Here is a 23,793-nt window from a genome sequence, read left to right on the forward strand (position 1 = left end):
ACCTGCAACATGTTAGAACGAACGTTGCGTGTATTAGAATACAATAAAGTAAAAGAACAATTACTTGAACATACAGCATCTTCACTTGGTCGTGATAGAGTGAAGAATTTAGTTCCAAGCACAGATTTTGAAGAGATTGTGGAACTGCAAGAAACAACGGATGAGGCAGCGAAAGTTATCCGTTTAAAAGGACATGTACCACTTGGAGGGATTTCTGATATTCGTTCCAATATTAAGCGTGCGAAAATTGGAAGTATGTTAAGTCCTCATGAATTAATTGAAATCGCAAGTACGATGTACGGTAGTCGCCAAATGAAACGTTTCATTGATGATATGATTGACAACGGTGTTGAGCTTCCAATTTTAGAAACACATGTCGCGCAAATTGTGCCTTTATATGATTTAGAAAAGAAGATTACAAATTGTATTGGTGACGGCGGTGAAGTAGTCGATAGCGCAAGTGACAAATTGCGTGGTATTCGTAACCAAATTCGTACTGCGGAAAGCCGTATTCGTGAGAAATTAGAAAACATGACGCGTTCTTCAAACGCACAAAAAATGTTATCAGACGCAATTGTAACGATTCGTAACGAACGTTACGTAATCCCAGTAAAACAAGAATACCGCGGCGTATATGGTGGTATTGTTCACGATCAATCTGCTTCTGGACAAACATTATTTATCGAACCGCAAGTAATCGTGGAATTAAATAACGCACTTCAAGAAGCACGTGTGAAAGAAAAACAAGAAGTAGAACGCATTTTAATGATGTTAACGGAAGAAGTAGCAGTGGAAGCTGATATCGTTTTATCAAACGTAGAAGTAGTTGCAAATCTTGATTTCATTTTTGCAAAAGCTCTTTATGCGAAGCGAATTAAAGCGACGAAGCCAATCGTAAATAATGAACGCTACATGGATTTAAAACAAGCACGCCATCCGCTTATTGATCCGGAAATTATCGTGCCAAATAACATTATGCTTGGTAAAGACTTCACAACAATCGTTATTACAGGACCGAATACAGGTGGTAAAACCGTTACACTTAAAACAGTCGGTATTTGTGTCTTAATGGCGCAATCTGGTCTTCATATTCCGGTAATGGATGAATCAGAGATATGTGTATTTAAAAATATTTTTGCTGATATCGGTGATGAGCAATCGATTGAACAAAATTTAAGTACATTCTCTTCTCATATGGTAAATATTGTAGATATTTTAGAAAAAGCTGATTTTGAAAGTTTAGTCCTATTTGATGAATTAGGTGCTGGGACAGATCCGCAAGAAGGGGCTGCACTAGCGATTTCTATTTTAGATGAAGTATGTAACCGTGGTGCTCGCGTTGTTGCAACGACGCATTACCCAGAATTAAAAGCATATGGATACAATCGTGAGCAAGTTATTAATGCGAGCGTTGAGTTCGATGTGAATACATTAAGCCCAACGTACAAATTATTAATCGGTGTACCGGGACGTAGTAACGCCTTTGAAATTTCAAAGCGTCTTGGTTTGTCTGATCGCGTTATTGATCGCGCTCGTAACCATATTAGTACAGATACGAACAAAATCGAAAATATGATTGTAAAGCTAGAAGAAAGCCAAAAAAATGCAGAACGCGAACGAAAAGAAGCGGAAGAACATCGCAAGCAATCTGAAAAACTTCATCGTGAATTACAGCGTCAAATTATTGAATTTAACGATGAGCGCGATGAAAAATTATTAAAAGCGCAAAAAGAAGGGGAAGAAAAAGTCGAAGCTGCGAAGAAAGAAGCAGAAGGCATTATTCATGAACTTCGTCAATTGCGTAAAGCACAGCTTGTAAATGTGAAAGACCATGAGCTTATTGAAGCGAAGAGCCGTCTAGAAGGGGCAGCGCCAGAGCTTGTGAAGAAACAAAAAGTAAATGTGAAAAATACAGCACCGAAACAACAATTACGACCAGGTGATGAAGTAAAAGTGTTAACGTTCGGTCAAAAAGGTCAATTGCTTGAAAAAGTAAGTGATACAGAGTGGAGCGTACAAATTGGTATTCTGAAGATGAAAGTGAAAGAATCCAATATGGAATACATTAATACACCGAAGCAAACTGAGAAAAAAGCAGTCGCAAGTGTGAAGGGTAGAGATTATCACGTGTCGTTAGAGCTAGACCTTCGCGGTGAACGTTATGAAGATGCAATGATGCGCGTTGAAAAATATTTAGACGATGCACAGCTTGCAAGCTATCCTCGTGTGTCAATTATTCACGGTAAAGGAACAGGAGCGCTTCGCCAAGGTGTACAAGATTACTTGAAGAAACATCGCGGCGTGAAAACCTACCGCTACGGTGACATGGGCGAGGGAGGCCTAGGCGTAACAGTTGTTGAATTAAAATAGCAAACAACCAAACAAAAGGGGAAACCATTATATGTTTATGGACAAACTTGCAAAAGTATTGTTAGCTTGTTGCGGAATGTTTTTGGTAATTGGGGTTATTTATTTAGTTGTTTTTGCGAAGTAAAGGAGCGTCAATCTTGGCATAATGATATTGCCATGGATTGACGCTTTTAATCTATAAGAAAAGGAATAAAACATGAAAATCAACCAATACATAAGCGAAGCAAAGTCCTGCTCAAGACGCGAAACAGACCGTCTTATTAAAGCAGGACGTATCGCGATTAACGGTGAAATTTGTACACATGGTACAATCGTGAGCGATGGTGATGTTGTAACGATTGATGGACAGGTTATTGCAAAGGAAGAGAAAGAAAAGGTGTATATTGTCTTTCATAAACCAGTTGGCATTACTTGTACAGCAGCTGATCATATTGAAGATAATATTATTGATTATATCAATTACCCAGAGCGAATATTTCCTGTTGGACGATTAGATAAAGCATCGGAAGGACTCATTTTATTAACGAATGATGGCGCCATTGCCAATCAAATTTTACACGGTGATCATGAGCACGAGAAAGAATATGTTGTCACTGTCGATAAGCCTTTTACAGATTGGTTTATTGATGAGATGTCCAGCGGTGTAAAGATTAAAGATGGAATGACGAAGCCATGTAAAGTGACGAGAGTCGATCAGTCTACATTTCGCATCGTTTTAACGCAAGGAATGAATAGGCAAATTCGTAGAATGAGTCGTGCTTTCGGGTTTACTGTAACAAAGCTAAAGCGAGTTCGCATTATGAATATAGAGCTGAATGGACTAGAATCTGGAAAATGGCGAAACATTACAGCTGACGAATTAGAAATATTAATAGGGCAGTTATAGGGAGAAAAGTTTTCTCCCTATATTTTTTTGTCAGAAAAAATAAAACTATTGATTTTTTAGAAAATAGCCCATATAATAAAAAACAACAAGTTTCGACAAAATATTTTATAAAAGTAATGATGAGGACATGAGTTGTTTTTGACGATTCTCAGAGAGGGAAGCCTTAGGCTGTGAGCTTCCTAATACGGAAAGACAAACTTACCACCTCTAAACTTCAAGAGTGAACTGCGTGATGCATTGTAATTCTTGGCGGATAAAACCGTTATCAATTTACACGAGCTATAAAATGAGCTTATTTCGTTATAAATTCATTTTATTAGAATAAGGGTGGAACCACGATTTCAACACTCGTCCCTTTGTTAGGGACGGGTGTTTTTTGCGTTCTTTTATAGGGAAGTATGCTTGAAAGAGGATATGTGACGGATTTTAATTCAGAATATTTTGTTAATTATATAATTATTCAGGAGGTTAGTAGAAATGAAATCATCTTTAAAGTTTTCTGAGATGTTTGCAATAAGTTTAATGTTATTTGCACTATTTTTCGGTGCAGGTAATATGATTTTCCCACCAGCGTTAGGACAAGGTGCTGGAACAGATGTATGGATCGCGTTATTTGGCTTTATCGTAACAGGTGTAGGACTGCCTTTATTAGGAGTTATTGTTATAGCTCTAAAGGGAGACATTAATGAATTAGCAGGACGTGTACATCCTGTATTCGCGCTAATTTTCATTACTGCAATTTATTTATGTTTAGGCGTATTTGTTAGTGTGCCACGTACAGGAACTGTTGCTTATGAAATGAGCATTGCACCATTTTTACCAAGTGAGGTAGCTGGTCAGGCCTATCCACTTGTCATCTTTACATTTATTTTCTTTGCGGTAACGTTCTATTTAGCTTTAAACCCTTCGAAATTAGTAGGGCGTATTGGTAAAGTATTAACACCAATTTTATTAGCTGTTATAGCAATTATTGTAGCGAAAGCAATTATGACTCCAATGGGAGAGTTTGGTGCACCGACAGAAGCATATAGTGCCCCGCTCTTTAAAGGTTTTATTGATGGATATTTAACTTTAGATGGATTAGCAGCACTTGTTTTCGGAAATGTTGTGATCAATGCTTTAAAAGCAAAAGGCATTACAAATAAGAACAGCATTGCGAAAGTAACAATATTTGCAGGATTTATTGCAGCACTTGGTTTACTTCTTGTTTATTTAGCGCTTGCTTACCTTGGAGCTTCTAGTGTTTCGCTTGGAATGGGTGCAAACGGCGGAATTATTTTAACAAACGTCGTGACTCATTTATTTGGCAATTACGGAATGTTATTACTTGGCATCGCAATTACAGCAGCATGTTTAACAACTTCTGTCGGTATTGTTGCAGCTTGTGGAGAATATTTCTCTTCGTTATTACCAAAGCTTTCTTATCAAAAAGTTGTTTTCATTTTCTGTGTATTAGCATTTATGGTAGCAAATCTTGGTTTAACTCAGTTAAATGCATTAGCATTGCCAATTTTAATTGCAATTTATCCAATTGGTATCGTACTGATCGTATTATCCCTCGTTGAAAACTACGTTCGTCTTCCATTAGCGATGTATATAGGTGGTATTGTAGGATCATTTGCGATTAGCTTCTTTGATGGATTGCACAATGCAGATCTTCAAATTGCTGCACTAACACCTATTTTAAATAAAATCCCATTATATAGTGTAGGGATTGGTTGGTTAGTTCCTGCTATAGTTGGAATTACGATTGGATATGTAATTTCTGTGTTCCAGAAACGAGAAGTTGCTGTAGAAAAATAAAAATAAGAGGCTTTCTTTCAAAGAAAGTCTCTTATTTTGTAGAAAAACTGCTATGTATGGAAATTTAGATATTTAAAAAATACATATAATATAGTTGACAAAAAAAATGTCATTAGGCTAAGATTGATTTAGTTATGGAAATATTGGAAGGAAAGAGAGGGAAAGAAGAGAAGGGCTTGTCTGTGACTATATTATTTTGCTAGAAGAGGTGATAAAATAATAGAGTAGAGGAAGGTTTATTTTTTTGAACACAATTGAGAATGATAATCATCATAGTTCCGAACGATCTTTGTTCAATAAATAATTCTTTGTATAAGGAGTTATAAAGATAGATTATTTTTTTTGAACTATGATGAGAATGATAATCATTTCATCTCGAACTACATATTTTTATTCGGCATGAAATAGAGATGAACGTTTATTTTTTCTTTTATATTGAGAATAATTATCATTTTCAAAAATATAAAATAAATGAGAAATAGGGAGGCAGTAAGGGATATGAGAAAGTTTTCTGTATTACCCGCTTTTATTATGACGTTTGTATGTATGCTAGCTTTTCTCGTAGTGCCATTCGGACAAGCTTCGGCAAATGTAGCTGACGGTACTTACGATATTAACTATGTAATACAAAAAGCGGAAAATGATTCAGCTTCAATGGCAAATGATTATTTTGAAAAACCAGCTAAGTTAATTGTAAAAAATGGTGAGATGAGAGTACAAATTCCTATGAATCATAGTGCTTGGATTACAGAATTCAAAGCATCAGAGAACGGTAACTTTGTTGATGCAAAAGTTGTTAGTAAAGATGAATCTGCAGATAAAAGAACTGTAGAGTTTAAAATAGACGACTTATCTAAACCAGCAGCTGCAAAAATTCATGTTGTTGTACCTAACGTAAATTATGACCATAACTACACAATTCGCTTTGCGTTTGATGCAAATGTAAAAGCAGTAGGTGGAGAGAATAAAGCAGCTACTGTAACAAAAAATGAAGATCAAACTAAAAAAGGTACACAAGTAAAAGAAGAAACGAAGAAAGAAGAGAGCAAAGAAACAAACAAAGATGCAAACAAAGGAACAAATGAAAGTGGGAAAGCTGAAAAAACAGATAACCCAAAAACAGGTGATGAAGCACGTATCGGATTATTTGCCATGTTAGTTTTAATCTCAGGTGTTTTCTTAGTTCGCAAAGTGAAGTTAAGTAAATAAATCTTTGGAAGGGCGATGAATATATGTTTAAACAATTTAAAATGATTATTGCCGTATTTGCTGTCTTATTTACGTTTATAGCAACACTAGGCTTACAAGATGCAAAAGCTGCTACACAACTAGCTGATGGAAAATATAATATTGCTTTTACTGTATGGAAAGGCGATAAAGATGAATCATCTAGAATGAATAGTTATTTTGAAAGCCCAGCAACATTAACAGTTAAAAATGGAAAACAATATGTTTCATTTAAAGTGAAAGATAGTTCTTCTATTAAAAGTTTCCAAGTAGAAAAAGATGGTCAATTTGTAGAAACAACCGTGTTAAGTGAAAACAAAAAAGATAATACTAGAGTTGTAGAATTTGAAGTTGCTGACTTGTCAAAAAAACTAAACGGCAAGGTGAAAATTAATATCCCAATTATTAATTATAATGCTTCATATGATATTCGCTTTGTATTTGATGGGAACAGTGTTAAATAATTAGATTTTTATAAAGGAGCGTTATTTCATTGAACAAGTATCTTAAGATTGTTGTTGCAATGTGTCTAATGATATTTACATTCGTATCAACATTACACCCCCTTGCAGTTCAAGCTGCTAGTCAACTAGCTGACGGTGAATATTCCATCGGTTTCAAAGTACTTAAAGACACATCAGATGAAGAATCAATGATGAATCAATACTCTGTAAGTCCAGGAACTTTAAAAGTGAAGAATGGGAAAAAGAAAGTATCCTTTACGTTAGAACATAGTTCATGGATTACAAAGTTTGAAACCGAAAAAAGTGGTCAGTTTGTTGCGGCAAATGTAATTAGTGAAGATAAAGAAAAAGATACAAGAGTCGTAGAATTTGATGTGGACGATGTAGAGAAGGTATTAAATGCGAAAGTAAAAGTAGACATTGACTTTTTAAATTATCATCATGACTATGATGTGCGTATTGCATTTGATCAAAATAGTATTACACCGATTCATGTAGACCAACCAAATGAAAAAGAGGACCCAGCTAATAAGCCAGATCCAAATGGAAAACCGGATCCAAGTCAGAAGCCCGACCAAAAGCCTGACCCAGATCAACAACCAAATTCTAACACAATTAAAGATGGTGAGTACAGCATTCCATTTAAAGTGTTAAAAGATCAAACAGATGAAGAATCTAAGATGAATACTTACATGGTAAATCCAGGAGTATTAAAAGTAGAAAGCGGTAAGAAAAAAGCGGTTGTAACGTTAAAAGATAGCGCATCAATTAAAAATTTCCAAACAGAAAAAGATGGTGCATTTGTTGATGCAAAAGTAGTGAGTGAAGATACAGAAAAAAATACAAGAGTAGTAGAATTTGAAGTGAATGATTTATCTAAAAAACTAAATACAAAAGTATTTATCGAAGTGGCATCAAGAAATTATAAACAAACGCATGAAGTACAACTTCTATTTAATCAAGATAAACTTGAGCCAATTAAGAACGAAGAAAAGAAACCAGATGGTGATAAGAAGCCAGAAGTAGAAAAGCCAGATGGTGATAAGAAACCAAATGTTGAAGCAATTAAAGATGGCGAATACAGCATTAATTTTAAAGCGTTAAAAGATCAAACAGATGAACTTTCAATGATGAACACATATACGAAAAGTCCAGGTGTGTTAAAAGTAAAAAATGGTAAGAAGTATGTATCATTTACATTAACGAATAGCTCTTGGATTACAAAGTTTGAAGTTGAGAAAAATGGTTCGTTTACTGATGTGAATGTATTAAGTGAAGATACGAAAGCTGACACACGCGTAGTGGAAGTAGAAGTAGCAGATTTATCGAAAAAATTAAATGCAAAAGTAAAAGTGGACATCGATTCAATGAATTATCATCATTTCTATGATATTCAATTTGCATTTGATAAAGATAGCATTAAGCTGTTAGATAACCAAGGTGGAAACGACAACCAAGGCGGAAACGACAACCAAGGTGGAAACGACAACCAAGGCGGAAACGACAACCAAGGTGGAAACGACAACCAAGGCGGAAACGACAACCAAGGCGGAAACGACAACCAAGGCGGAAACAATAACCAAGGCGGAAACGACAACCAAGGTAATAACACAACAATTGATCCCAAGGCTCTTAAAGATGGTGAATACAGCATAGGTTTTAAAGTTTTAAAAGATAAAACAGAAGAAATCTCAATCATGAACACATATACAAAGAGTCCAGCAGTATTAAAAGTGAAGGATGGGAAAAAATATGTATCATTCACATTAACAAATAGTGCATGGATTACAAAGTTTGAGTTTGAGAAGAATGGTTCTTTCGTTAACGCTAACGTGTTAAGCGAGAATAAAGAAAAAAATACAAAAGTAGTAGAATTAGAAGTAGATGATTTATTTAAAAAATTAAATGCAAAAGTGAAAGTAGATATCGATGCAATGAATTATCATCATTTCTACGATGTTCAATTTGTATTTGATAAAGATAGTATTAAAGCTTTAGGTAACCAAGGCGGAAACGATAACCAAGGCGGAAACGATAACCAAGGTGGAAATGACAAACCGAAAGTAATAATTGATCCGAAAAATTTAGTAGATGGTCAATATGATATTCCATTTAAAGTGCTAAAAGACAAAACAAATGAGCTTTCAAAGATGCATGATTATACTGTAAATCCAGCGAAATTAATCGTAAAAGATGGTAAAAAATACATTGAGATGACGCTGAAAAATAGTGCGTGGATTACGAAATTCCAAACTGAAAACAATAGTCTTTTTGCTGATGCAAAAGTAGTAAGCGAAGATAAAAATGCAAATACGCGAGTAGTACAATTTGAAGTAGAAGATTTATTTAAAAAATTAAATGCAAAAGTGAAAGTAGACATTGATGAGATGAACTACTACCACTTCTACGATGTACAAATTCAATTTGATACAAATAATATCGGCGCGGTAGGAACTATTAAAGAGGATCCAAAAAAAGATCCGAAAAATGATCCGAAAAATCCAGTGATTACACCGAAAGTAGATAATGTAAAAACGGTAGGTAATCCTGATTTTAACCGAAATGCAGACGGTAAGAAGAAAAACGAAGCTACAAATAATGATGCGAAAAAAGAGAAAAACTCAAAAACTGCAGATACAGCACAACTTGGTTTATATATGGTGCTACTGCTCGGTTCACTTGCTTTACTAGTTCGCAAATATAGAGCAGGTAGATTGTAATTTTTGGAGTCTTGATGCATGTTTGCATGCATCAAGACTTGTTTCATATTGTTTGGAAAGGAGTGGTGATTAAGAGTGAAGAAAATTGCAAGTGTACTAATGGCTATCATTTTATTAGTGAGTATAGCTGGATGCCAGGCGCCCAAAAAAGAAACGGCGAAGCAGGTAAAGAGTGAGGGTAAAGAGAGGATTGTCGCAACGACAGTTGCTGTTACTGAAATTATGGATGCATTAGAAGTAGATTTAGTTGGTGTTCCAACAAGTACGAAAGATTTACCAAAGAGATATAAAGGTTTACCTGAAGTTGGGAATCCGATGAGTCCTGATATGGAAAAGGTAAAATCATTAAAGCCGTCAGAAGTATTATCCGTGACAACACTTGAATATGAATTAAAGCCAGTTTTTGATGGTGTAGGTATGAAGGCAAACTTTTTAGATCTAACAAGTTTAAAAAATATGCAAAATTCCATTAGTAATTTAGGTAAGCAATATGGACGTGAAAAGCAGGCTGAAGTAGTTGTAACTAAGTTAGATAACAAGGTTGCAGAGATTCAAAAAGAAGTAAAAGGAAAGAAAGAACCGACAGTGCTAATTTTATTAGGTGTGCCGGGAAGTTATTTAGTAGCAACAGAACATTCTTATATTGGAGATTTAGTGAAACAATTAGGTGGTAAAAATATTGTGCAAGGTGAACAGGTAGAATATTTAGCTTCTAATACAGAGTATTTAAAGAAAGCTGATCCAGATATTATTTTACGAGCAGCTCATGGTATGCCAGAGGAAGTTGTAAAAATGTTTGATAAAGAATTTAAAACGAATGACATTTGGAAACATTTTGCCGCAGTTAAAAATAATCGAGTTTACGATTTAGAAGAAAGTGTATTTGGAACGACAGGAAATTTAGCAGCGACTGAAGCTTTAGATGGATTGAAAAAAATGATGTATCCGTGATGCATTTTAATATAAAGGAAGATTAGCATGAATAAAAAATATTGGAGTTTCTTTATTGTTACTGTATTACTCATCGTTATGACTTTGTTGTCAGCGACGAAAGGTAGTTTAGAAGTAGGTATTGTTGACCTTGTACAAGGAATATTTACAGGGGCAAATGAAGATGTTGAAGTTATTAAAGATTTACGTTTCCCACGTATTATCATTGCACTATTCACTGGGGCGGCACTTGCTGTTTCTGGTGTGCTCTTCCAAGCTGTCATGAAAAATCCACTTGCGGATGCTGGGGTAATTGGGATATCTTCAGGGGCAAGTTTTATGACACTTGTAATTATTACATTATTTCCACAGTTTTTCTTCTGGACACCGGTATTTGCCTTTTTAGGCGGAGCTTTTGCGTGTTACTTAGTTTATTCATTTTCATGGAAATCTGGATTGAGTCCGTTACGCATCATTTTAATTGGTATTGCCATTAACGCGATGTTTACTGGATTAAATGAATCGTTCATTACGATCTGCGGATACTTTATTAAGAGTATTAAACAAACGACGACTTCAAATATAACAATGAAGACATGGGGAGATGTGGAAATCATCGTCACATACGGAACAATTGGACTTGTTCTTGCGCTGTTTGTAGGAGCGTGGTGTAACTTATTATCATTACAAGATAAGACTGCAAAGAACTTAGGTCTTCATGTGACGAGAGTTCGCCTTATTATTTCCGCAATTGCAGTGTTGCTAGCGGCTGTATCAACCGCCATTGCAGGAGTTATTGCTTTCGTAGGTTTGCTTGTTCCTCATATTTCAAGACAATTTGTCGGTTCAGATCACAAAGTGTTAATTCCATTTTCTGCGCTAGCAGGGGCATTGTTAATTTTGACGGCGGATACGATTGGAAGATTGCTTGTGCCACCTAATGAAATTCCAGCAGCGACAATTATGGCGGTTATTGGCGGCCCATTCTTAATATTCTTGCTGAGAAAGAGTGATAAAGTTCATGGAAATTAAAAATGTAACCTTTTCGTATGACAATGTAACAGATCGTTTAAAGTCTGTTAGTAGTGAAATAGAAATGGGGAAAATCACAACCATTATTGGCCCAAACGGTTGTGGGAAATCAACATTACTTGGTGTTATGTCAAGAAATCACACTCCCCGTAGTGGGGAAGTAATACTTGATGGAAAAGCAATTAGTACGTATAAGCCGAAAGAGTTTGCTAGAAAATTAGCGGTTGTTCATCAACAAAATGAGGCGCCGGCAGATATTACTGTAGAAAAATTAACGAGTTTTGGTCGTATGCCATATAAAAATGTTTTTTCTTCACACAATGAGGAAGATAGTGAAGCTATTGAAAGGGCACTTACTTGTACGAATTTACAGAGTAAGCGAGATAAGCCAATTCATGCTTTATCTGGCGGTGAGAGACAAAGGGTATGGATTGCGATGACTTTAGCACAAAAAACACCGATGCTCTTTTTAGATGAGCCAACAACGTATTTAGATATTTATTATCAGCTTGAAATATTAGAGTTAGTGAAAGAATTAAATGAAGTATATGGATTGACGATTGTAATGGTACTGCATGATATTAATCAAGCGATTCGATATAGTGATCACATTATTGTTATGAAAGATGGTGAAATCGTTACGAAAGGTAACCCGAATGATGTAGTAACAGAGGGTATGATTAAAACGATATACGGTGTAGATGTCGTTGTAAAGCATGATGAAGATACAGGGTTGTATATGGTACCGATGGGAATTTAAGCACTGATCGCAATCCGTTTTGAGGTGATAATTTGAGTAGTACAGAAAAACGGAAAAAGAATCCTTTTTTTCAACGAATACTTACAGTTGTTTTTTTAGGTATCTTTTTCTACTCAATGTATGAATTAGGCGGCATTTTTATGGACTACTATGAAAATCGTAAAGTAATGGCTGAGGCACAAGAAATTTATGAGCGGAGCCCGGTAGAAGAAAAGGCAAAAGAAGGAGAGATACGAAAACAGTTTCAAGATTTACAAAAAATTAACCAAGAAATAGTTGGATGGATTACGATGGATGATACACAAATTAATTATCCAATTGTTCAAGCTAAAGATAATGATTACTATTTATACCGTAATTATAAAGGAGAAGATATGCGAGCAGGCAGTATCTTTATGGACTATCGTAATGATGTGAAGTCGCAAAATCGAAATACAATTTTATACGGTCACCGTATGAAAGATGGTTCTATGTTTGCAAGTCTAAAAAAAATGTTAGATGAAGATTTCTTCATGTCGCATCGTAAATTATATTACGATACATTATTTGAAGGATATGATCTTGAAGTGTTCTCGGTGTATACAACAACAACTGATTTTTATTACATTGAAACGGATTTTAGCAGTGATACGGAATACACATCATTTTTGGAGAAAATTCAAGAAAAATCGCTGTACAAAACGGATACAAAAGTGACAGCAAGTGATCAAATCGTAACACTTTCGACGTGTGACTATGCACTTGATCCGGAAGCGGGAAGATTAGTAGTGCATGCGAAACTAGTAAAAAGACAGTAAATAAAAAAAGTATAGAATATGAGAAGTGATAACGCTCCTCATATTCTATACTTTAAAAAAGAAATATGCTTACTGTGCTGCTGCCATTGGCATACGTACAACCTCAACATTATAGTAAGTGATTTTATTGTCGAGAATATACTCTGGTAGCCCACCTTGATGTGAGTGAGCATCTTTAAATGCTGAGCTCTTCGTCCAACCTTGAAAATCTTCTTTTGAATTCCAGCGAGTGCTAATTGTTACTTCATCGTAATCAACTGTATTTTGTGTTAAAAGAACTTCTAATCCTAAAAAACCAGGCATTGTTTCAACTTTTCCAACTTTATTAAAACGCTCGATTAATTTATGACCATTATCTTTCGTAATTTTAGTTATATTTGCAACAATAATCATGTTTATTCCTCCTATAAAGTTACTTTTAATTTCATGAATTCATATACATTAAATGATAATGAAATTCATTATCATTGTCAATAGTAATAATGAAATATATAAGTTTTTTTTCGATTATGGGGGAGGATGAGCTGGTTGTACTAGCAAAGCGATAATATGGTATAGTGAAACGGGGCTGTTTTTTCAGCCTCGTTTTTTACATTGCTTCCTACTAATTAGAAAGCATTTAAATGGAAAGGAAGACATTACATGCGATCTGAAGTAACTATAAAAATAAAACCGAAGTTTATAAAAGAAATTAAAAGTGGGTATCCACTTATTTTAAAAGATGCGATTCAAAATTTAAATGATGTACGTGAAGAAGGGACAATCATCAACGTAGTGGATGAGAAGAACCAATTCATCGGAAAAGGCTATTATGGAAAACAAAATAAAGGATATGGATGGATTTTAACGAGAAAAGAGAAGGAGGAAGTGAATCAATCTTTCTTTGAAAGTAAAATCAAATCTGCTTTACATAAACGAAAAGATTTTTATAAATCAAATGATACAACAGCGTTTCGTGCCCTGAATGGTGAGGGTGATGGCCTTGGTGGGTTAATCATCGATTATTATGACGGTTATTACGTAATAAGTTGGTATAGTGAAGGTATTTATACTTTCCGCGATGAAATCGTAGCAGCACTTCAAAAAGTAGCAAACTTCAAAGGGATTTATGAGAAAAAACGTTTTGATACGAAAGGAAAGTACATTGAAGGTGATGATTTCGTAACAGGAGAGCACGGTGAGTTCCCACTTATCGTAAAAGAAAACGGTGTAAATTTTGCTGTATATTTAAATGACGGGGCGATGGTTGGTGTATTTTTAGATCAACGTAACGTTCGAAAACAAATTCGTGATAAATATGCAAAAGGAAGAACAGTTTTAAATATGTTCTCTTATACTGGAGCTTTCTCTGTATTTGCAGCACTTGGCGGCGCAAGTAAAACAACAAGTGTTGACCTTGCAAATCGTAGCTTAAGTAAAACGATTGAGCAGTTTAGTGTAAATGAGATTGATTATGAAGCACAAGATATTATTGTAGAAGATGTATTTCTATATTTCAAATATGCTGCTAAGAAAAAGATGAAATTTGATATGGTTGTACTTGACCCTCCAAGTTTTGCACGCTCAAAAAAATATACGTTCAGTGCGGCGAAAGATTATAAAAACTTATTAAAAGAAACAATTGCGATTACAGAAAATAACGGTATTATCGTAGCTTCTACAAATTGTAGCGCATTCGATATGAAAAAGTTTAATGGCTTTATCGATACAGCATTCAAAGAAATGAACGGTAAATATAAAATATTAGAAGAACATTCTTTACCAGAAGATTTCCGTACAATTGATCAATTTAAAGAAGGAGACTATTTAAAAGTGGTTTTCATCGAGAAAATTAAAGGTTAATAAAGAAAAAGGAGCTCAAGTTTAAATGAGCTCCTTTTCTTATTGAATGATATTTTGGACTCTGCCAACTTGCCCGTCCTGCAATCGTACTTTAATGCCATGCGGATGAGAGGGTGAGTTAGTTAAAATATCTTTTACAATTCCTCTTGTTAGCTTGCCTGTACGTTGATCTTGTTTTAACACAATATCAACCGCAAGACCTGGCGCGACGTTAGATCGTTTTTGCCCGCTCATTTATACACCTGTACGTCTACGTTGGTTGTTTGTTTTCTTCGTTTGTTGGTTTTGTAATTTTTTCGTTTCTTGACTTTGACTTCCATTATTTGAGCCGTTTCCATTTCCTTGCTTTTTCTTTGCAAGTTGTTCGCGCATTAAATCAGCTAAGCTTACTTTTTTGTTTTCTGACATGATAAGTCTCCTTTATATAAAGTTAATTATGAACAATAGTAGTGAATTTCATCATATCATTGTTAAGGAAGGAAGGGAAGTTGGTTTAAAAATTCACATAATTGTACCAACTAATTTGCAGTTGCGATACAATTGAATTGTTAATGTTTGTGAAAAGGGGATAGAAATATGTCATATCATATTTTATTAGTTGAAGATGATATCTCAATTCAAGAGATGGTTGAAAAGTACTTGGTAAAAGAAGGCTTTCAAATTACAATCGCATCTGATGGTGAAGAAGGCGTATTATCCTTTTTAAAATCATCATTTGATTTAATTATTCTTGATATTATGATGCCGAAGTTAGATGGATTAGAGGTTGTAAGAATTATCCGTGAGAAGAGTGCTGTTCCGATTTTAATGATGTCAGCAAAAGATACGGATGTTGATAAAGCGATTGGCTTAGGGCTTGGAGCAGATGATTACATTTGTAAACCATTTTCTATGATTGAATTAGCAGCACGTGTCAAAGCTGCAATTCGAAGATCTACAAAGTATTCAGCTACGGAACTGAAAGAGGAGACCATTCAGATTGGGGACTTAATAATTGACCCAATTAATTTTACGGTGGAGAAAAAGGGAAAACAGCTTAAACTTACTTTCAAAGAGTTTGAGATTTTAAAACTATTCGTGAAGAATCAAAAACGTGTATTTACAAAAGCACAAATATATACGCTAGTTTGGAATGAAGAATATTATGGTGATGATAATGTTATTAATGTTCATATGAGGAGATTACGCGAGAAGATTGAAACGGACCCATCTAACCCGGAATATATAAAAACACTGTGGGGAATTGGCTATAAATTGGAAGTGATGTAGTATGGTTATATTTTTAACAGTGGTGATTATTATATTGCTTATCGTTATTTACGTGCAATATAAAATTAGAAACAATAGTAGTATGAATTTACGCTACACGTATGAAAAGTTAAATCGAATTGTAAAAGAACAAACTGGCGAGAAGCTATTAATAATGACGGATGATACAGAATTGCAAAAACTATTAGTGGCAATTAATCATTTATTAGATGCAAAACAGAAAAAGAATGCAGATCATGCGAAAGTAGAAATTTCGATGCGAAAAATGCTTTCAAATATTTCACATGATTTAAAAACACCACTAACAGTTATTCTTGGATATACAGAAATGTTAAATAAGGATAAAACGATAAATGAAGAAGAACAGCAAATATTGCTTGAAAAGGTGCATACGAAAACGCTGGAAGTTATGGAACTGATTCATAAGTTTTTTGATTTAGCAAAATTAGAATCTGGTGACAAGGCAATTGAGATAACAAAAGTAAATATGAATGAAGTTTGCCGCGAGAAGATTTTATCTTTCTATGATTTAGTGACGACGAAAGGTTTTCATGTCCATATTGATATACCAGAAAGAAATATATATGCACTTGGAAATGTAGAAGTATTAGGCAGGGTATTGAATAATTTAATATCAAACGCGATTACATATGGGGACGATGGAAAGACACTTGGTATGACTTTAAGAGATGATGAAACGAGTGTGTATATAGACGTATGGGATAAAGGTAAAGGAATTGATGAATCTCATATTGATAAAGTGTTTGAGCGTATGTACACACTTGAAGATTCAAGAAATAGATTGTACCAAGGAAGCGGTCTAGGGTTAACGATTACGAAAAGGCTTGTGGAAGCGATGGATGGAGAAATTCATCTTTCTAGTAAGCCGTATGAAAAAACGGTTTTTACAGTTGTATTAACAAAGATGCAGTTTTAGCTTGTAGAGAAGTAGATTCTACAAGCTTTTTTGAACGTAAGGAATTTGTAAGGAACGGGTAAGAAAAAAGAGATTTCCGTTGTCTATTATAGAAATATAGAGCAGTGCGAAAGGGGAAAGTGCCATGACATATATATTAAAAACGAACCAGTTAACGAAAGTGTTTAAAGGGAAAGAAGTTATTTCTAGTGTTAACATGCATGTGAAAAAAGGAGAGATTTATGGTTTTTTAGGACCAAACGGTGCGGGTAAAACAACGATTATGAAAATGATTACAAATTTAATAAAACCGACGAGTGGTGATATTGAAATTTTCGGTGAGAAGTTAACAAACACATCTTATGAAGTATTAAAAAGAATGGGGACAATTATTGAATATCCAATCTTTTATGATAAATTAACGGCGAAGGAAAATTTAGAATTACATTGTGAATATATGGGCTATTATGATAAAAACGCAATTGACCATGCGTTAAATTTAGTGAAACTACACGGCATAGATAATAAAAAAGTAAAAGATTTTTCATTAGGAATGAAACAACGACTCGGTATTGCAAGGGCAATCATGACAAAGCCAGAATTACTCATTTTAGATGAACCGATTAATGGTTTAGATCCAATTGGTATTAAAGAATTAAGAGACTTATTTAAAATGCTCTGCAAAGAATATGGCATTACGTTATTAGTTTCTAGTCATATTTTAGGCGAGATGGAACAAATGGCAGATACAATCGGTGTTATTCAAAATGGAAAATTAGTAAAAGAAGTTTCAATGAAGAGTATTAACGGAAAACAAACCGAGTACATTGAAATTACGACTCCAGATGTGAAACGTGCGGCTTATCTTTTAGAAGATAAACTTGGTGTAAAAAACTACAAAATAATGAGCGGAAATATGATTCGTGTGTATGATCTGGCGGTGACGCAACAAGCCATTTCAAAAGCACTTATTATGAACGATATAGAAATTGAAAGTATTAATAAGAAACATAGCTCCCTAGAAGAATATTTCTTAAATGTAATGGATGGAGAAGGAATTCATGCCTAGTGGATTGTTGCTGAACCTGGTAAGTGGATTGATCGTAATGTTCATAAGTGGGATTTTATATTATAGAAAACCAGAGCGGAAATGGTTGTTAATTCTACTAGTGATAGGAATGTTAAGCGTAGTTACTGCTGGAATTAGAATGTTAGTAGCGTAGACACAGTTATATAAGGAATGGAGGCGTGGTTTATATGTTTAAATTAATGAAGCTCGAATGGAGAAAACATAAATTATCTAGTTATTTTAAAAGTGTAGCAATTTGTATTATAGCAATTTTCGCCGTAGTAAACCTCATGGTGTTAGGAGGGAAAGGCGAGGTAGATTTGCTACTCTCTGACTTCACACAACAAATGGCTTTAATAAACATTTTTATTAGGATAACATTCATTACTTTTAGTTCAGTCCTTTTATCACGTTTAGTAATTGATGAGTATAAGAACAAAACGATGCAACTATCGTTTATGTACCCGCTACAAAGGAAAATGCTAATGAGGGCGAAATTAACAATTGTTTTTTGTTTTTGTTTTGTGAGCACGATTATTGCTACTTTCATTATTAGTTTGCTCGTATATTTTGTGAGTCCAATGATCGGACTGATTGAAACGCCTGCTACGATAGGCGAATTAATAGCTATCGTTCCAACTACTATTATAAGTGCATTTATGATATCTGGTATAAGTTTAATTCCTTTATTTTTTGGGATGAGAAAGAAATCGACACCGACAACAATTACTTCTGCAGTAATAATTGGGATGCTAATTAGTAGTAACTTTGGTTCTGGAAACGGTCAAGTAAGTATGTTTAATTTTATCGCTATCCCAATAGTGCTCTGTTTATTAGGGATTTTTATTAGTTATCTTTCATATCGTAAAATCGACAAGATTGATGTGGCGTGAAGCAAGCTTAAAACAACAACGAACTGGGGTATGAATAGTGAAAAAAATAATAGTAATTGCAATTTTACTTATTACAATTGCTAGTGTGGTTTTTGGTTTTAAGACATTTCAGGGGAAAGATTTTAAGAAAGAAAAGTCTTTTGAGATAAATGATATAAAAGAAATAGAAGTAGACAATGAAAACTGGGATATTGAATTTAAAAGCACAGATTCTAACAAAATAGTAATTTCCGCTCAAGGTGAACGATTAGATAAAGAGATAGATCCCGTTAAAATAGAAAATGACGGAAATAAAATGATGATTAAGCAAGAACAGAAGATGAACGGATTCGTTAATGGTTTTACGTTTAGGAAGAAGAATGTCATTTCTATATCTATTCCGAAGAAAGAAATAGATAAAATTGTATTAAATAATAAATCGGGTGATGTGAAAATAAGCGATATAGTAGTAAAAAGTATCGTTACAAAAAGCAAGTCTGGAGATGAACGGATTGTAGGACTATCGGCAGAGAAAGGTGAGTTCACATCAAAAAGTGGAGAATTGACTGTAAAAGATAGTTCAGTACAAGAATTAAATATAAAGTCTACGACTGGCGATAACTATATAACAAATGTAAATAGCACATTTATGAACATTACTTCAACATCTGGGGAAGTATTACTGAAAGATATGGAAGAAGGAAAATCATTATTTATAGAAACAAAATCAGGAGATATTGGCGTAAGATATAAAGGTGTTCCGGCTTCATTGAAATTTACAGCTAAAAGTAATTCGACTGACATAATGGTGAATTTAAACGGGTTGAAGAAAGATCAAAATACAGAAAAGATAAAAGAAGGAACCATTGGTGATGCAAAAAACGAAGTGAAGATTTTAAGTAAAACAGGAGCAATTTATATCGATTAAATTTTAAATGGAAGGAGTACTATAATGCTACGTCTTATGAAGCTAGAAATGAAGAAGTTTAAGCTTGGATGGTATGTGAAGGGAGCAATTGTTGCAAATATCGCCATACTAGCATTATTAATCTTTGTTAGTTTCGTTGCTCAAATAGAAGGAGATCCAGAAATAAGAGATCCACAGACAATTTTGTTGATGGCTAGTACGTTAGTAAGAGCGACATTTATTGTTTTTGGTGGTGTACTAATAGCCAAGTTAATAATTGATGAATATAAAAATAAAACAATATTACTTATGTTTTCTTATCCAATTAACCGAAAGAAAATGATGATCAGTAAGTTGGCTATTACAGCAATAGTAACATTTATAACAGTTATTTTATCTAATGTTTTAGTAGTAGGACTTTTCTTTGGAATAGATAGTTACTTTTCAATTCTTCCTAATTCATTCACAGTAGATCAATTGATGCAAGAAGGGATAAAACTGGTTCCTTTAGCCATTGCAACTGCGGGAATGAGTTTAATCCCATTATATTTCGGAATGCGTAAACGTTCAGTGCCAACTACAATTGTTTCATCCCTTATCGTTGTATCAATTGCAATGAATAGCAACCCAACGTTTCCTACAGCAACTTTTCTTCCCCTTCAACTAGCATTGGCAGCAATTGGAGTTGCGATTGCATATTACGGAATTAAAAATATAGAGAGGGAAGATGTAACTGTATGACAAGAATAAGAAAAAAGAGTTGGCGTTACACCAACTCTTTTTTTGTATATGTATGCTTCGTTACTACTCTGTAAATTTGGAGTGTTTGCTCAAATATTCCTGAACTCCTGAAGAAATGTTAAAGTTATTAGGGCTTTTATATTCGATAGTAAACTCGCCATCTTCAATTGTTTCAAAGGCGATTGCATAGCTATCCATTTTAGCATCGTAAGAAGTATTTTTGACTTTCGCGTCTAGATTAAAGTATTTTGTAATATAATTTTTTGATTCTGTAATTGCTGTTTGTTTTCCCCAAGGGGTACCATAACATGTGAAGTAAATAGATACACCGATAACTCCAATGATAGAAGTTAGTAAGAGAGTTCTTATTGTTATTTTTTTATTTTTTGTATTCAATTTAGTTCCCTCCTAATAATATGAATGTATTTTAACGTATTTTCTCATAAAATACCATTTAGTAGAAAATAGTTTCACATGAAACAAGTTACAGAAAAAGACAAGGTGCGTAAACACCTTGTCTTTTTCTGTCATTACATTTTAGGAGCTTCCATTCCAGCTGCAGCCCATTCTTCTTTTGCAGGACCATATATGCCAGGGACTTTTAATCCAGCTTGACGCATTAAAACAGTCATCTGCCCGCGGTGGTGATTTTGATGATTAATGAGTGTCATTAAAAATATAGAATTCGGCATAGGGCGACCAAAGAAGTCATTAATAGTAGCTAAGTCTTTATCAGTCCATTCGCTTTGAAGTGCTTCAACAAAAGCTGTATTCACATTGCGATACCCATCTGCAAGTGTTTTTGCTGAAGTTGGTACAGGATAATCTTTCGTTTCTCCTTCAAACTTAAGTCCTGTGCCAGATAGTATAACTGGAATTGCAGTAACGATATGCCAAGCAACTCTTCCTAACGTCCAGTGTTCAGGTGCAATTTCTTGTGACAAAGATTCATCTGTTAATGCATCGAGCATCTTTTGAGTAGACTCAGCCTCGTATTTCCATGATTGTAAAAAGCCTTCAATTGTTTGGTACATGTTATCCCTCCTAGTTATGTTCATGGGTTAAATTCGTGAAAAACAGTTAGTTTCCTGTTAGGCTATGAAAATGAATAATAAAAAAAGGAGGCTTCCAATACAAGAAGCCTCCTTTTTAATTAACTTTCTTCCCACTTTTCCTCATTAACCATAAGAAATACGGAGCTCCAAGTACAGCAACAACAAGCCCAGAAGGTATTTCTTTCGGATATGCAATTGTTCGTCCGAGTAAGTCAGCAACGGAAAGAAGGATTGCTCCAAACAGTGCTGAACAAACGAATAGTCTTTGATGATTCATGCCAACAACGATCCGCGCTAAGTGCGGTGCAACAAGGCCTAAAAAGGCGATAGTACCGACAGCAGCGATATTGACTGATGCAAGTAGTGTCGCTAAAACAATTAGAGCAAGACGCGTTTTATTTACAGGCTGCCCGAGTCCGGTTGCTAAATCATCGCCAAGCACAAGAACGTCGAGTTGTTTCATTAAGAAAAATATAATTGGTACGAGAATGAGTGATGGGTATAGAATGATATTTTCTAAGTGATTCCATCCTCTTGCATAAGTACTGCCTGACAACCACGTTAAAGCAGCAGCCACGTTTAAATTCGCCCTAACGATAAAGATTTGAATAATCGCTGAACCGAGCGCCGAAATGCCAATTCCTATTAAAGCAAGAGCTGTTGGACTAAATCCTGATTTCCATGAGAAGAAAAGGACAATTCCAACTGCAAGTAGTCCACCAATAAATGCACCAATTGGTAGGAAGAAACCTGGAAGTGCAGGGAAGACATACATAATGGTTAAAGCACCAACACCTGCTCCCGATGAAATACCAATAATAGAAGGATCGGCAAGTGGATTTCTTAATATGCCTTGGAAAACAAGTCCGCTTATCGCAAGACATGCTCCAGCAATAGCGGCAACGAGCATTCTTGGTAAACGAAGATTCATCATCATATTTTTATCAAATTGTGTTAATTGTCCTGTTATGACATTTGTAATGCTTTCGATATAAGAGTTGCTACCGATTGCAACTCCAAGAGAAATCGTCACAATACAAAGCATGATAGATATAATGATTACCTTTTTATAAGAATAATAGCGAGAACTAGCTCCAGCTGCATTAGCTCCATTATCATTCATATATTGTTTCGATTTCATCATGCGATACACTAAATAAATAAGCCAAGGTGATCCAATCATTGCTGTAACTGCCCCGACAGGTAATTCTGCACCAGTTGGATCTATTAATCTACCAACAACATCTGCTCCTAGTAATAATATTGCTCCCCATAAGAATGAGGAGAGAAGGAGGGTAAAGTGTTGACGATAACCAATAAGGCGCATTAAGTGTGGTGCAACTAAGCCGACAAACCCAATCGGTCCAACAACAGTTACAATTACTGCTGTTAAAAAGATTGCAGCGATGAATGCAATAAACCGTGTTACTGCGGTTTTCTCTCCAAGTGAAACAGCTACATCATCACCGAGTAAGAGGATATTAAGCTTACGTGACATGAATAGTAAAACTAGGAAAGAAAAAATAATGAATGGAAATGCGAATTGAACACCGTTCCAGTTATTTTGAATAAGAGACCCAGCCCCCCATAAAAATAAACCAGCTGTTTCATTTTCATAGAAAAGTTGCATCGTTCCAGTAAAAGCTGAAAGCATTAATGTAACGACCATACCAGCTAAAGCCATACGAAGTGGAGTGCCTTTTTTTCCGCCAGAAATACGGTATACAAATAAAGCTGTAATTGCGCCACCGATAAATGTGAAAAGAAGTGAATTAATTTGTAAACCTTTCGGTAAAAAAATAGTAGCTGTTACTAAAAAGAAATATGCTCCAGAGTGAATTCCCATTGTACTGGCTTCAGCAAGTGGATTTTTCGTTAAAGTTTGTAAAATGACCCCAGATGCAGCAAGAGCCCCTCCAGCTAAAATAGCAATTACAGCTCTAGGTAATCGAAGCATGATTAAAGTTTGATGCTCTAGAGATTGGTTCGGTGAGATAAGAGCGTCGATAATCATACTATAGGAAATATTTGCTTGTCCCTGACCAATATGAATAAAGAAAAGGAGGAGCAAGAGAGCTGCTCCTCCTCCGAATACAAGACTTGCTCGAAGTGTATGTTGAAAGCTATTCATCG

Annotated in this window: 24 protein-coding genes and 1 other annotated feature; of the genes, 18 read left to right on the forward strand and 6 right to left on the reverse strand. The window is 34.8% G+C overall.

What is annotated here, in order from left to right; translation table 11 throughout:
* Window positions 1–9 precede the first annotated feature (9 nt).
* From ACE38F_RS06305 to srtB, 10 genes are all read left to right on the forward strand, one after another.
* Window positions 10–2,370, forward strand: a complete 2,361-nt coding sequence (locus ACE38F_RS06305) for an endonuclease MutS2 (RefSeq protein ID WP_375369964.1) — start codon at window positions 10–12, stop codon at window positions 2,368–2,370.
* 196 nt (window positions 2,371–2,566) lie between these two features.
* Window positions 2,567–3,256 (forward strand): 23S rRNA pseudouridine(2604) synthase RluF, encoded by a 690-nt coding sequence (locus ACE38F_RS06310; RefSeq protein WP_215554354.1) that lies wholly within the window; start codon window positions 2,567–2,569, stop codon window positions 3,254–3,256.
* 107 nt (window positions 3,257–3,363) lie between these two features.
* Window positions 3,364–3,615: a binding site (T-box leader), on the forward strand.
* 118 nt (window positions 3,616–3,733) lie between these two features.
* The gene (brnQ6, locus tag ACE38F_RS06315; RefSeq protein ID WP_375369962.1) at window positions 3,734–5,059 is read left to right on the forward strand and encodes a branched-chain amino acid transport system II carrier protein BrnQ6; all 1,326 of its coding nucleotides are present in this window, start codon (window positions 3,734–3,736) and stop codon (window positions 5,057–5,059) included.
* Between the two features lie 498 nt (window positions 5,060–5,557).
* Complete coding sequence (gene isdC, locus ACE38F_RS06320) at window positions 5,558–6,268, forward strand: heme uptake protein IsdC (protein WP_215554352.1); 711 nt, start codon at window positions 5,558–5,560, stop codon at window positions 6,266–6,268.
* Between the two features lie 23 nt (window positions 6,269–6,291).
* Window positions 6,292–6,750 (forward strand): NEAT domain-containing protein, encoded by a 459-nt coding sequence (locus ACE38F_RS06325; protein ID WP_098499721.1) that lies wholly within the window; start codon window positions 6,292–6,294, stop codon window positions 6,748–6,750.
* Between the two features lie 29 nt (window positions 6,751–6,779).
* Window positions 6,780–9,470, forward strand: coding sequence for an NEAT domain-containing protein (locus ACE38F_RS06330; protein WP_462782398.1), 2,691 nt, complete (start codon window positions 6,780–6,782; stop codon window positions 9,468–9,470).
* A 75-nt stretch (window positions 9,471–9,545) separates the two neighbouring features.
* Window positions 9,546–10,421 carry a heme ABC transporter substrate-binding protein IsdE gene (isdE, locus tag ACE38F_RS06335; RefSeq protein ID WP_375369960.1) on the forward strand — a complete coding sequence of 292 codons (876 nt, stop codon included), beginning with the start codon at window positions 9,546–9,548 and terminating at the stop codon, window positions 10,419–10,421.
* A 27-nt stretch (window positions 10,422–10,448) separates the two neighbouring features.
* Complete coding sequence (locus ACE38F_RS06340; protein ID WP_215554349.1) at window positions 10,449–11,432, forward strand: FecCD family ABC transporter permease; 984 nt, start codon at window positions 10,449–10,451, stop codon at window positions 11,430–11,432.
* The gene (locus tag ACE38F_RS06345; RefSeq protein WP_215554348.1) at window positions 11,422–12,192 is read left to right on the forward strand and encodes an ABC transporter ATP-binding protein; all 771 of its coding nucleotides are present in this window, start codon (window positions 11,422–11,424) and stop codon (window positions 12,190–12,192) included. Before ACE38F_RS06340 ends, ACE38F_RS06345 begins: the two co-directional genes overlap by 11 nt.
* 32 nt (window positions 12,193–12,224) lie before the next feature.
* Window positions 12,225–12,989 carry a class B sortase gene (srtB, locus tag ACE38F_RS06350; protein WP_215554347.1) on the forward strand — a complete coding sequence of 255 codons (765 nt, stop codon included), beginning with the start codon at window positions 12,225–12,227 and terminating at the stop codon, window positions 12,987–12,989.
* Between the two features lie 69 nt (window positions 12,990–13,058).
* Here the strand turns inward: srtB and isdG are convergent, their stop codons facing one another.
* The gene (gene isdG / locus ACE38F_RS06355) at window positions 13,059–13,382 is read right to left on the reverse strand and encodes a heme oxygenase (protein ID WP_215554346.1); all 324 of its coding nucleotides are present in this window, start codon (window positions 13,380–13,382) and stop codon (window positions 13,059–13,061) included.
* Between the two features lie 249 nt (window positions 13,383–13,631).
* Between isdG and ACE38F_RS06360 the strand changes: the two genes are divergently transcribed.
* Entirely contained in the window at window positions 13,632–14,831 is a 1,200-nt protein-coding gene (locus ACE38F_RS06360) for a class I SAM-dependent rRNA methyltransferase (RefSeq protein WP_215554345.1), read from the forward strand.
* 39 nt (window positions 14,832–14,870) lie between these two features.
* On the opposite strand, the gene ACE38F_RS06365 is transcribed toward ACE38F_RS06360, so the two are convergent.
* A complete protein-coding gene (locus tag ACE38F_RS06365; RefSeq protein WP_002160297.1) occupies window positions 14,871–15,065 on the reverse strand; it encodes a YwbE family protein in 195 nt (64 codons plus the stop codon).
* Window positions 15,066–15,239: a hypothetical protein gene (locus tag ACE38F_RS06370; RefSeq protein WP_002015431.1), complete on the reverse strand. Its 174-nt coding sequence runs from the start codon at window positions 15,237–15,239 to the stop codon at window positions 15,066–15,068. It lies immediately after the preceding gene.
* A 168-nt stretch (window positions 15,240–15,407) separates the two neighbouring features.
* On the opposite strand from ACE38F_RS06370, the gene ACE38F_RS06375 reads away from it, so the two are divergent.
* The 7 genes from ACE38F_RS06375 (at window position 15,408) to ACE38F_RS06405 (ending at window position 20,605) form a co-directional block, all read left to right on the forward strand.
* The gene (locus ACE38F_RS06375) at window positions 15,408–16,100 is read left to right on the forward strand and encodes a response regulator transcription factor (protein WP_215554344.1); all 693 of its coding nucleotides are present in this window, start codon (window positions 15,408–15,410) and stop codon (window positions 16,098–16,100) included.
* Between the two features lies 1 nt (window position 16,101).
* The gene (locus ACE38F_RS06380; RefSeq protein WP_375369959.1) at window positions 16,102–17,037 is read left to right on the forward strand and encodes a HAMP domain-containing histidine kinase; all 936 of its coding nucleotides are present in this window, start codon (window positions 16,102–16,104) and stop codon (window positions 17,035–17,037) included.
* Between the two features lie 124 nt (window positions 17,038–17,161).
* Window positions 17,162–18,085, forward strand: coding sequence for an ABC transporter ATP-binding protein (locus ACE38F_RS06385; RefSeq protein ID WP_215554342.1), 924 nt, complete (start codon window positions 17,162–17,164; stop codon window positions 18,083–18,085).
* The gene (locus ACE38F_RS06390; protein WP_375369958.1) at window positions 18,078–18,239 is read left to right on the forward strand and encodes a hypothetical protein; all 162 of its coding nucleotides are present in this window, start codon (window positions 18,078–18,080) and stop codon (window positions 18,237–18,239) included. The genes ACE38F_RS06385 and ACE38F_RS06390 overlap by 8 nt, the downstream gene beginning before the upstream one ends.
* A gap of 34 nt (window positions 18,240–18,273) precedes the next feature.
* Window positions 18,274–18,978, forward strand: coding sequence for an ABC transporter permease (locus tag ACE38F_RS06395; protein ID WP_375369957.1), 705 nt, complete (start codon window positions 18,274–18,276; stop codon window positions 18,976–18,978).
* 37 nt (window positions 18,979–19,015) lie between these two features.
* Entirely contained in the window at window positions 19,016–19,885 is an 870-nt protein-coding gene (locus tag ACE38F_RS06400) for a DUF4097 family beta strand repeat-containing protein (protein WP_375369956.1), read from the forward strand.
* 24 nt (window positions 19,886–19,909) lie between these two features.
* Entirely contained in the window at window positions 19,910–20,605 is a 696-nt protein-coding gene (locus tag ACE38F_RS06405) for an ABC transporter permease (RefSeq protein ID WP_375369955.1), read from the forward strand.
* 63 nt (window positions 20,606–20,668) lie between these two features.
* On the opposite strand, the gene ACE38F_RS06410 is transcribed toward ACE38F_RS06405, so the two are convergent.
* The 3 genes from ACE38F_RS06410 to fhuB all read right to left on the reverse strand — a co-directional run bounded on the left by ACE38F_RS06410 (window position 20,669) and on the right by fhuB (window position 23,791).
* On the reverse strand, window positions 20,669–21,001 hold the full coding sequence (locus ACE38F_RS06410) for a YfjL-like protein (protein ID WP_375369954.1): 333 nt from the start codon (window positions 20,999–21,001) through the stop codon (window positions 20,669–20,671).
* A 134-nt stretch (window positions 21,002–21,135) separates the two neighbouring features.
* Window positions 21,136–21,639, reverse strand: a complete 504-nt coding sequence (locus tag ACE38F_RS06415) for a DinB family protein (RefSeq protein ID WP_375369953.1) — start codon at window positions 21,637–21,639, stop codon at window positions 21,136–21,138.
* Between the two features lie 115 nt (window positions 21,640–21,754).
* The gene (gene fhuB / locus ACE38F_RS06420; RefSeq protein WP_375369952.1) at window positions 21,755–23,791 is read right to left on the reverse strand and encodes a Fe(3+)-hydroxamate ABC transporter permease FhuB; all 2,037 of its coding nucleotides are present in this window, start codon (window positions 23,789–23,791) and stop codon (window positions 21,755–21,757) included.
* Between the last annotated feature and the right edge of the window lie 2 nt (window positions 23,792–23,793).

The sequence above is a fragment of the Bacillus altaicus genome, assembly GCF_042136375.2.
Classification (GTDB): Bacteria; Bacillota; Bacilli; order Bacillales; family Bacillaceae_G; genus Bacillus_A; species Bacillus_A cereus_U.